8 protein-coding genes are annotated in these 8,747 nt (G+C 71.1%); 1 reads left to right on the plus strand and 7 read right to left on the minus strand.

Annotated features, from left to right (window positions below; genetic code table 11):
- The 7 genes from ACWGH4_RS25260 to ACWGH4_RS25290 all read right to left on the minus strand — a co-directional run.
- Window positions 1-833: ROK family protein (locus ACWGH4_RS25260; RefSeq protein WP_453464904.1), on the minus strand; the 833-nt coding region annotated here is incomplete at its 3' end.
- A gap of 110 nt (window positions 834-943) precedes the next feature.
- Complete coding sequence (locus tag ACWGH4_RS25265; protein ID WP_453464907.1) at window positions 944-1,867, minus strand: PfkB family carbohydrate kinase; 924 nt, start codon at window positions 1,865-1,867, stop codon at window positions 944-946.
- Window positions 1,864-2,853 (minus strand): zinc-dependent alcohol dehydrogenase family protein, encoded by a 990-nt coding sequence (locus tag ACWGH4_RS25270; protein WP_453464910.1) that lies wholly within the window; start codon window positions 2,851-2,853, stop codon window positions 1,864-1,866. Before ACWGH4_RS25270 ends, ACWGH4_RS25265 begins: the two co-directional genes overlap by 4 nt.
- The gene (locus ACWGH4_RS25275; protein ID WP_453464913.1) at window positions 2,850-3,725 is read right to left on the minus strand and encodes a carbohydrate ABC transporter permease; all 876 of its coding nucleotides are present in this window, start codon (window positions 3,723-3,725) and stop codon (window positions 2,850-2,852) included. The genes ACWGH4_RS25270 and ACWGH4_RS25275 overlap by 4 nt, the downstream gene beginning before the upstream one ends.
- Window positions 3,722-4,714, minus strand: a complete 993-nt coding sequence (locus ACWGH4_RS25280) for a carbohydrate ABC transporter permease (protein ID WP_453464916.1) — start codon at window positions 4,712-4,714, stop codon at window positions 3,722-3,724. The genes ACWGH4_RS25275 and ACWGH4_RS25280 overlap by 4 nt, the downstream gene beginning before the upstream one ends.
- The gene (locus tag ACWGH4_RS25285) at window positions 4,711-6,066 is read right to left on the minus strand and encodes an ABC transporter substrate-binding protein (protein WP_453464919.1); all 1,356 of its coding nucleotides are present in this window, start codon (window positions 6,064-6,066) and stop codon (window positions 4,711-4,713) included. Before ACWGH4_RS25285 ends, ACWGH4_RS25280 begins: the two co-directional genes overlap by 4 nt.
- Window positions 6,067-6,209: 143 nt before the next feature.
- Complete coding sequence (locus tag ACWGH4_RS25290) at window positions 6,210-6,971, minus strand: DeoR/GlpR family DNA-binding transcription regulator (RefSeq protein WP_453464922.1); 762 nt, start codon at window positions 6,969-6,971, stop codon at window positions 6,210-6,212.
- A 363-nt stretch (window positions 6,972-7,334) separates the two neighbouring features.
- Here ACWGH4_RS25290 and gndA point away from each other — a divergent pair.
- A partial coding sequence (gene gndA, locus ACWGH4_RS25295; RefSeq protein WP_453464925.1) for an NADP-dependent phosphogluconate dehydrogenase occupies window positions 7,335-8,747 on the plus strand: 1,413 nt, incomplete at its 3' end.

Here is an 8,747-nt window from a genome sequence, read left to right on the forward strand (position 1 = left end):
GCTTCCGCGCCCGCGTACGCCTCGAGGCAGCCGAGGGACCCGCACCGGCAGCGCCGCCCCCGGATGTGGACCACGGTGTGGCCCCATTCGAGGGCGTCGGTGCGGGCGCTCTCGTCGGGGGTCGCGGCGTGCACGACGCACGCGCCGACTCCGGAGCCGATGAGGGCGACCGCGGCGGAGGCCGCTCCCCGGCCGCCGCCGAACCACATCTCCGCCTGCCCGAGGGTCTTCGCGCCGTTGTCAATGAACAGCGGTGCATCGGGCGGGATTTCGACGGTCTTGCGCAGCAACTGCTCGAAGGGGACGGCGTTCCAGCCGATGGTCTGGCCGTGTACGACGGCACCCTCGGTGGAGGAGTGCTCGACGATGCCGGGCACACCGATGCCGATGCCGAGCAGCAGGCCGGGATCCGCGTCGGCGTCGTGCAGGACGTCGGCGACGGCGGCGCGTACGTGGGCGACGATGCGGTCGACGTCGTAGCCGTGCTGGGCGAGCGGCCGCTCGGTGCGGGCCAGCTCGGTGAACGAGAGGTCGAAGAGTTCGGCCCGTACGCGGGTCTCGCCGATGTCGATGCCGATCAGCAGGCCGCTGCCGGGGGCGACGCGCAGCAGGGTCCGGGGCCTACCCCCGTCGGAGTCGACGATGCCGGCTTCTTCGAGGAGGCCTTCGGTGACGAGTTCGGAGACGACGTTGCTGATGGATCCTGAGCTGAGCCCGGTGGCCGGTCCGAGTTCCTGGCGGCTCAGCGGGCCGTCGAAGTACAGCCGCTGCAGGACCAGGGCGCGGTTGCCGCGTCGCAGGTCGCGCACTGTCCGTCTCTTGCCGTCCGCCATGGTGCTCCTTCCCTGGACGCAACATACCCCGGCGGTGTCGCTGCTCCACGGACAGGGGCGCGCCCCCACCGGCCGGCTGTGACACCGGCCGGTGGGGGTGCGCCGGCGCGTCAGCGCGAGCGCCGCACCGGCATCCGGACCGGCACCACCGGCTCCGTGCCGGCCTGCGCGCAGACCGACGCCGCGACCTCGGAGGCGTGGCCGAGCATCGCCTCGGCCCGGTCGGCCGGCAGGTCGAGCCGCCAGGCCCCGGCGGCGAGCCACGCGAGCAGGCCGGCCATGAACGCGTCCCCCGCGCCGATGGTGTTGACGACGTCGACGGGTACGGCGGGGACGGCGGCCAAGGCGCCGGCCGCCGTGTACGCGGTGCTGCCCCGTGCGCCGCGGGTCATGACCACGAGCCGGCCGCCGCGTGCGAGTGCACGGCAGCTCGCGTCGGGTTCGCGGCCGGGCCACAGCAGGGCGAGGTCCTCGTCGCTGGCCTTGACGACGTGGGCGGCAGCGCACAGTTCGCGCAGCGGGCCGAGGCCGGGGCCGTTCTCGAGGGTGCGGTCCTCGCGCACGTTGGGGTCGACGGCGAGCAGGCTGTCGCGGGCCGCTGCGCGTGCTGTCGCCGCGACGGTGGACGCGGCCGGTTCGACGACGGCCGCGAGCCCGCCGACGTATACGGCGCCGTAGCGCGGTACGTCGGCCGTACGGTCGGGCAGCTGGAAGGTGGCCGTACGGTCGGTGTGGAAGTGGTACGCGGTGCCCTCGGGTCCGGGGTCGGCCACGGCGAGCGTGGTCGGCAGCGGTGAGCGCCCGCACAGGGAGAGGTCGACGCCCGCGCGGGTGAGCCGGTGTTCGATGCTCCGCGCGAAGGCGTCGCCGCCGAGGGTCCCGGCGAAGGAGGCCGGTGTGCCGAGCCGGGCGAGGCCGACGGCGACGTTGGCGGGCGCGCCGCCGGGCTGTGCGCGCAGGAGCCCGGGGTCCGCCGGCTCGGGTACGAGGTCGATCAGCGCCTCCCCCAGGACCAGTACGCCGTCCCGGCTCACGGCTCGACCACGATCTTGCGGCCCCGGCCCGCGCCGAAGCGCTCGATGGCCTGTGGGTATTCCTCGAGCGGCAGCCGGTCGCTGATGAAGACCGACGGGTCGAGGACGCCGGTGGCGAAGAGCGCCGCGGCCCGCTCGTAGCTGTGCAGGACGGCCATGGAGCCGGTGATGGTGATCTCGTGGTTGTAGATGCGGTAGGGCTCGATGACCGCGGTCGTCGCGTAGTCGGCCACCCCGAACTGGAGGAAAGTGCCGCCCTTGGCGACGCGTCCGAGGCCGTCCTGGATGGCTTTGGCGTTGCCGGTGGCGTCGACGACGACGTCCCAGCCGTGGGGGCGGTCGAGTTCGTCGGCGGAGGCGGCGGTGCGGGAGCAGCCGAGGAGCCCGGCGGTGGCGAGCCGGTCGGGGTTGACGTCGAGGATGTCGACGGAGGCCGCACCGGTGCGTTTGGCGAGCTCGAGCATCATCAGGCCCATGGTGCCGGAGCCGTAGATGAGCACGTCGGCGCCGAGGGTGCCGCTGAGTACGTCGTAGCCGCGTACGGCGCAGGACAGCGGCTCGATGAGGGCGGCGTCCTTGACGTCGATGTGGCCGGGCAGTTTGACGCAGTTGGCCACTGGGGCGACGGCGTACTCGGCGGCGCCGCCGGGGACGGTGACGCCGATGGCGGCCCACCGGTCGCAGAGGTTGCCGCGGCCGCTTCGGCAGTAACGGCATTCGTGGCAGTGCAGGGACGGGTCGACGGCGACGAGGTCGCCGACGGCGAGTTCGGTGACGTCCTTGCCGGTGCCGACGACCTCGCCGGCGAATTCGTGGCCGGGGACGATCGGCAGGGTGGGCGCGAATTCGCCCTGGAGGATGTGCAGATCGGTGCCGCACAGTCCGCAGGACGCCACGGCGACGACGACGTCTCGCGGTCCGGGGGTCGGGTCGGGGACGGTCGTGACGACGACCTTGCCGGGGGCTTCGACGATCGCTGCCCTCATTTGACGGCTCCAAGGGAGAGGCCCTGGACGAGTTTGTCCTGGGCGGCGTAGCCGGCGGCGAGCACCGGCAGGGACACGACGACGGACGCGGCGCACAGCTGGGCGAGGAAGAGGCCCTGGCTGGTGACGAATCCGGTCAGGTACACGGGCGCGGTCTGGGCGACGACGCCGGTGAGCACCCGTGCGAACAGCAGCTCGTTCCAGCTGAAGATGAAGCAGATGAGTGCGGTGGCCGCGATGCCGGGACCGGCGACGGGAGCGACGACCCTGGCGAGCACGGTGGGCAGCCGGGCGCCGTCGACCTGCGCGGCCTCGATGATGGAGACGGGTACGTCCGAGAGGAACGACTGCATCATCCACACCGCGATCGGCAGGTTCATCGAGGTGTAGAGGACGACGAGGAGCCAGACGTTGTCGAGCATCCCGGTGTTCTTCGCGAACAGGTAGACGGGCAGCAGGCCGGCGACGACGGGCAGCATCTTCGTGGACAGGAAGAAGAACATCACGTCGGTCCACTTGCGCACCCGGCGGATGGAGAGGGCGTACGCGGCGGGCAGGGCGAGCACCAGGACGAGGACCGTCGAGAAGACGGACGCGGACAGCGAGTTGATCAGCGGCGGCCACGGGGTGGGGCCGCCCGCGCCGCCGAAGAACTCGCGGTAGCCGTCGAGGGTGAGGGAGGCGGCGAGGGAGGGCGGGTTGGTGGCTGCGTCGGCCTCCGAGTGGAAGGAGGTGAGCAGCATCCACAGGGCAGGCAGGCAGAAGCTGATTCCCGCTGCCCAGGCCAGCAGGCCGAGGGCGGCGGAGCGGCGCCGTGCCTTGCGGGCGGCGGGCGGCAGTTGGTGCCGCGGGGGGTGGGTGGCGGTGGTCATGCTCGGGTCGCCTCCTCACGGAAGAGGGACGAGACCACCCGGAGTGCGAAGGTCGCGACCACGATGGTGCCGATCACGACGACGACTCCCGCGGCGGACGCCAGTCCGTATTCGTGGGCCTGGTAGAAGGTCTGGTAGACGGTGTAAGGCAGGTTGGCGGTGCCGAGGCCGCCCGAGGTGATGGTGAAGACGGCGTCGAAGTTCTGCACGATGTACACGGAGCCGAGCAGGATGCCCAGTTCGAGGTAGCGGCGCAGGTGCGGCAGGGTCAGATGGCGGAACATCTGCCAGTTCCCCGCTCCGTCCAGCCGGGCGGCCTCCATCATCTCGGCGGGCCTGCTCTGCAGTCCGGCCAGGAGGATCAGCATCATGAACGGCGTCCACTGCCACACGAGGGCCGCCTCGACGGCGAGGAGCGGCATCTCGGAGATCCAGTCGGGCTGGGCGGGCGAGTCGATGCCGAGCAGCCCGGCGGCCCAGCTGAGGGCGCCGTTGAACAGCCCGTACTCGGGGTTGTAGAGCGCGTGTTTCCACAGCAGCGCGGCCGAGACGGGGACCAGCAGGAACGGGGTGATGAGCAGGGTGCGCACCAGGCCGCGACCGAGGAAGGCACGGTCGAGGAGCAGCGCGAGTACCAGTCCGAGCACGACGCTCGCGACGACGACGCTCGCCGTGAGCAGCACGGTCGTGAGGACCGATTCACGCAGGGCAGGGTCGGTGAACACGGAGGCGTAGTTCGACAGGCCGCTGAAGGCGCGTTCCTCGGGATCGAGGGAGTTCCAGTCGAAGAGGGAGATCACCAGCGTTGCCACGAAGGGTAGTTGGGTGACGGCGACGAGGAAGACCAGCGCGGGCAGCAGCGGTGCGCGGGTCGCCCAGGCACGCATGCGGTCGCTGCGGGCGGCGGCCTTTCGAGGTACGTGCGGCGACGGCTGGGCGGGCGCGGTGTGCGCGGGTGGGTTCGGCGGTGTGCTGAGGGATGTACTCACCGGTACTCCTTGGCGACCTTCTCGGCCAGTGACTGCGAGGCCTTGAGGGCCTGCGCGACGGACTGGCGGCCGGCTATGGCCGCGCTGATCTCCTGGGAGACCTTCGTCCCGAGGTCGGTGAACTCGGGGATGCCGACGAACTGGATGCCTGTCGTGGGGCGTGGCTGGGTGCCGGGGTCGCGCGGGTCGGCGCCGGCGATGGCTTCCTTGGTCACATCGGCGAACGCGGCGGCCTCCTTCCGGTACCGGGGGTGGTCGTAGGTGGACGCCCGCTTCCCGGCGGGAACGTTCGCCCAGCCGCTCGTGTCGCCGACCAGGGCCTCGTACTCCTTGCCGGAGGCCCAGGAGATGAACTCCCATGCCTTGTCCGGCTTCTTGGAGGCCTTCTGCATGCCCCACGCCCAGGTGTAGAGCCAGCCGGAGCTGTCGGTCTTCTCCACCGGCGCCGGTACGTAGCCGATCTTGCCCTTCACCGGTGAACCGGGAGCCTCGAGCGATCCGGCGCCCGCCGTGGCGTCGTACCACATGGCGGTCTTCCCCTGGGTCATGTTGTTGAGGCACTCGGCGTAGCCCGACTGGGCGGCGCCGGACTGCCCGTGCTCGCGCACGAGGTCGACGTAGAACCGGGTGGCCTTCTTGAACTCGGGCGAGTCCAGCCGTGCCTGCCAGTCCTTGGTGAACCAGGTCCCGCCCATGGTGTTGACGACGGTGGTGAGCGGGGCGACGACCTCGCCCCAGCCGGGAAGTCCGCGCAGGCAGATGCCCTTCATGCCCTTCTGCGCGCCGTCGGCCTTCGCGGCCAGGGCGGCGACCTGCTGCCAGGTGGGGCGCGCCGGCATCGTCAGGCCCTTCGCGGCGAAGACGTCCTTGCGGTACATGAGGAAGGAGGACTCGCCGTAGAAGGGTTCGGCGTAGAGCGTGCCGTCATGGGTGAGCGACTGAGCGACCGGTTCGAGGATGTCGTCCTGGTCGAAGGCGGTGTCGGCGCGGGTGTATTCGTCGAGCGGGTGCAGCCAGCCGTTCTCGGCGAAGAAAGGGACCTCGAAGTTACTGATGGAGGCGATGTCGTACTGGCCGGCCTGGTTGGAGAAGTCCTGGCTGATCTTGTCCCTGACATCGTTCTCCGGCAGGACCGTGAAGTTGACCTTGATGCCGGTCTCCTTCGTGAAGTGCCGGGCGGTCAGCTTCTGCAGTTCGACCATCTGCGGGTTGTTGACCATGAGCACGTTGAGCGCGTCGCCGCCCCCGAAGGAGGTGCCGCCCGCGCCGGCGCATCCGGCGAGGAGGGCCATGGCCGCCGCGCCCGCGCCCGCACGCACACGGATCCCATGTCGTCGTCGTTGGTGGGGCATCTGTTCTCCTGATCGCTGGTAGCGGCTCTGGTTCCGTCGTGCCGTGGCATGCCGGACCGGCCCGTGGCCCGGTGCGGCGGCGACGGAAGTGGATGTGGTGCGGGGTGACCCGGGTCCGGTGCGGATCCAGGTGCCGGGACCGGTCAGACGCGGATGACCTGCGGCCCCATCAGCGAGTAGCGCTGCGCCTCGGCGGACGGGAGTCCGGCGTCGGTGACGACGGCCTCGAAGTCGCCGACCTCGGCGAACCGGCAGAAGCTGACGGCGCCGAACTTGCTGTGCACGCCGGTGAAGATCCGGCGGCGTGCGCTGCGCATGGCCTGCGCCTTGACCTCGCTCACGGCCGGGTCGGGGGTGGTCAGTCCGTATTCGCGGGAGATGCCGTTCGCGCCGACGTACGCCAGGTCGATGACGAAGCCGGCGAGCATCCTGGTGGCCCAGTGGTCGACCGTGGCGAGGGTCCCGCCGCGTACCCGCCCGCCGAGGAGCAGCACCGCGGTCTGCTCGGCGTCCGCGAGGACGGTCGCCACGGCGAGGGACGCGGTGACCACCGTCAACGGCCGGTCACGGGGCAGTGCCTCGGCGACGAGCTGCGGGGTGAAGCCCTCGTCGACGAAGACGGTCTCGGCATCGCCGAGGAGATCGGCCGCGGCGGCTGCGATCCGCGACTTCTGCGGCACATGGCGGGTGGTGCGGGTCGCGAGCGTCGTCTCGAAGCCGGCGCTCTCGACGGGATAGGCCCCGCCGTGGGTGCGACGCACGAGGCCGTGCTCCTCCAGGGTGTGGAGGTCGCGGCGGATGGTCTCCTTGGCCACCTGGAACCGGTCGGCCAGCCGGTTGACGTCGACCGACCCGTCACGCCGGGCCGTGTCGAGAATTCCCCGTCGGCGTTCCTCGGTGTCCACGGCACACATCCCTGCTCATGTGGTGCTGACGCTCTGCTGCTTGTCCGGGCGCGGCGTCCGTCCGGGCCCGTGTGTCGTTTGTACAAGCAATCGAGGCCGCTCGACCAGCGTCTCCACGGCGCACGCTGTGCCCGTTCCTGCCCGTTTTCCGAAACGCGTCCCGGCTGGTCGGGCGGGTGCGGCGGTCCGGAGCGGAGCCGGGCGCCGCCCGCTTGGGGCGCCACGGTGCCCGAACGGCGCCCGCGGGCCCACAATGATCGCGTGCGGAAGCCTCCGCACGGCTCGAGGATCGATGAATGGCCCGCCGTGTCCCTGCGTATGCGTAGGGGCGGCATATTCCTACGGACTTCCAGGAGCACAGGCATGAGTGGAACAGCTCAGATCGGCGTCACGGGTCTCGCGGTGATGGGCCGCAACCTTGCTCGTAACTTCGCCCGCAACGGCTTCACGGTGGCCGTGCACAACCGTACGGCCGCCAGGACGCGCGCACTGGTGGAGGAGTTCGGGGGCGAGGGGACGTTCGTCGCCGCCGAGTCGCCGGAGGAGTTCGTCGCCGCGCTGGAGCGGCCGCGCCGTCTGGTCATCATGGTCAAGGCCGGTGAGGCCACCGACGCGGTGATCGAGGAGTTCGCGCCGCTGCTGGAGGAGGGCGACGTCATCATCGACGGCGGCAACGCCCACTTCGCCGACACCAGGCGCCGCGAGAAGGAGTTGCGGGAGCGCGGCATCCACTTCGTGGGCGTCGGGATCTCCGGCGGCGAGGAGGGCGCCCTGCACGGGCCGAGCATCATGCCGGGCGGCTCGGCCGAGTCGTACGCCTCGCTCGGCCCGCTGCTGGAGAGGATCGCGGCGAAGGCCCCCGACGGCACACCGTGCGTCACGCACGTCGGGCCGGACGGCGCCGGCCATTTCGTGAAGATGGTGCACAACGGCATCGAGTACGCCGACATGCAGCTCATCGCGGAGGCCTACCACCTGCTGCGTACGGTCGCGGGCTACTCCCCCGCGCAGATCGCGCAGACCTTCCGCACCTGGAACACCGGGCGCCTGGACTCGTATCTGATCGAGATCACCGCGGAGGTGCTGGCGCACACGGACGCGGCCACGGACAAGCCGTTCGTCGACGTCGTCATGGACCGGGCGGAGCAGAAGGGCACCGGCCGCTGGACGGTGCAGATCGCACTCGACCTGGGCGTGCCCGTCTCCGGCATCGCCGAGGCCGTCTTCGCGCGTTCGCTGTCGGGTCACGCGGATCTGCGGGAGGTGTCGCGTTCGCTCCCCGGCCCTCGGCCGCAGCCCCTCGACGCTGAAGAGGCGGGCCGTTTCGCCGACCGTGTGGAGCAGGCGCTGTACGCGTCCAAGATCGTTTCGTACACGCAGGGCTTCCACCAGGTGCAGGCCGGGAGCGAGGAGTACGGCTGGGACGTCGACGCCGGCTCGGTCGCCGCGATCTGGCGTGCCGGCTGCATCATCAGGGCCGCGTTCCTCGACCGTATCCGCGGGGCGTACGACGAGCAGCGGGATTTGCCGAGCCTGCTCGCCGACAAGCAGTTCGCCGAGGAGATCGGCGCGGCCCAGGACGACTGGCGGGACGTCGTCGCGACGGCCGCCCGGCAGGGCGTGCCGACACCGGGCTTCGCCGCCGCGCTGGCCTACTACGACGCGCTGCGCGCGGAGCGGCTGCCCGCCGCGCTCACCCAGGGCCAGCGGGACTTCTTCGGCGCGCACACCTACCGGCGGACCGACCGGGAGGGGTCGTTCCACACCCTCTGGGGC

The sequence above is a fragment of the Streptomyces sp. NPDC054847 genome (assembly GCF_053610925.1).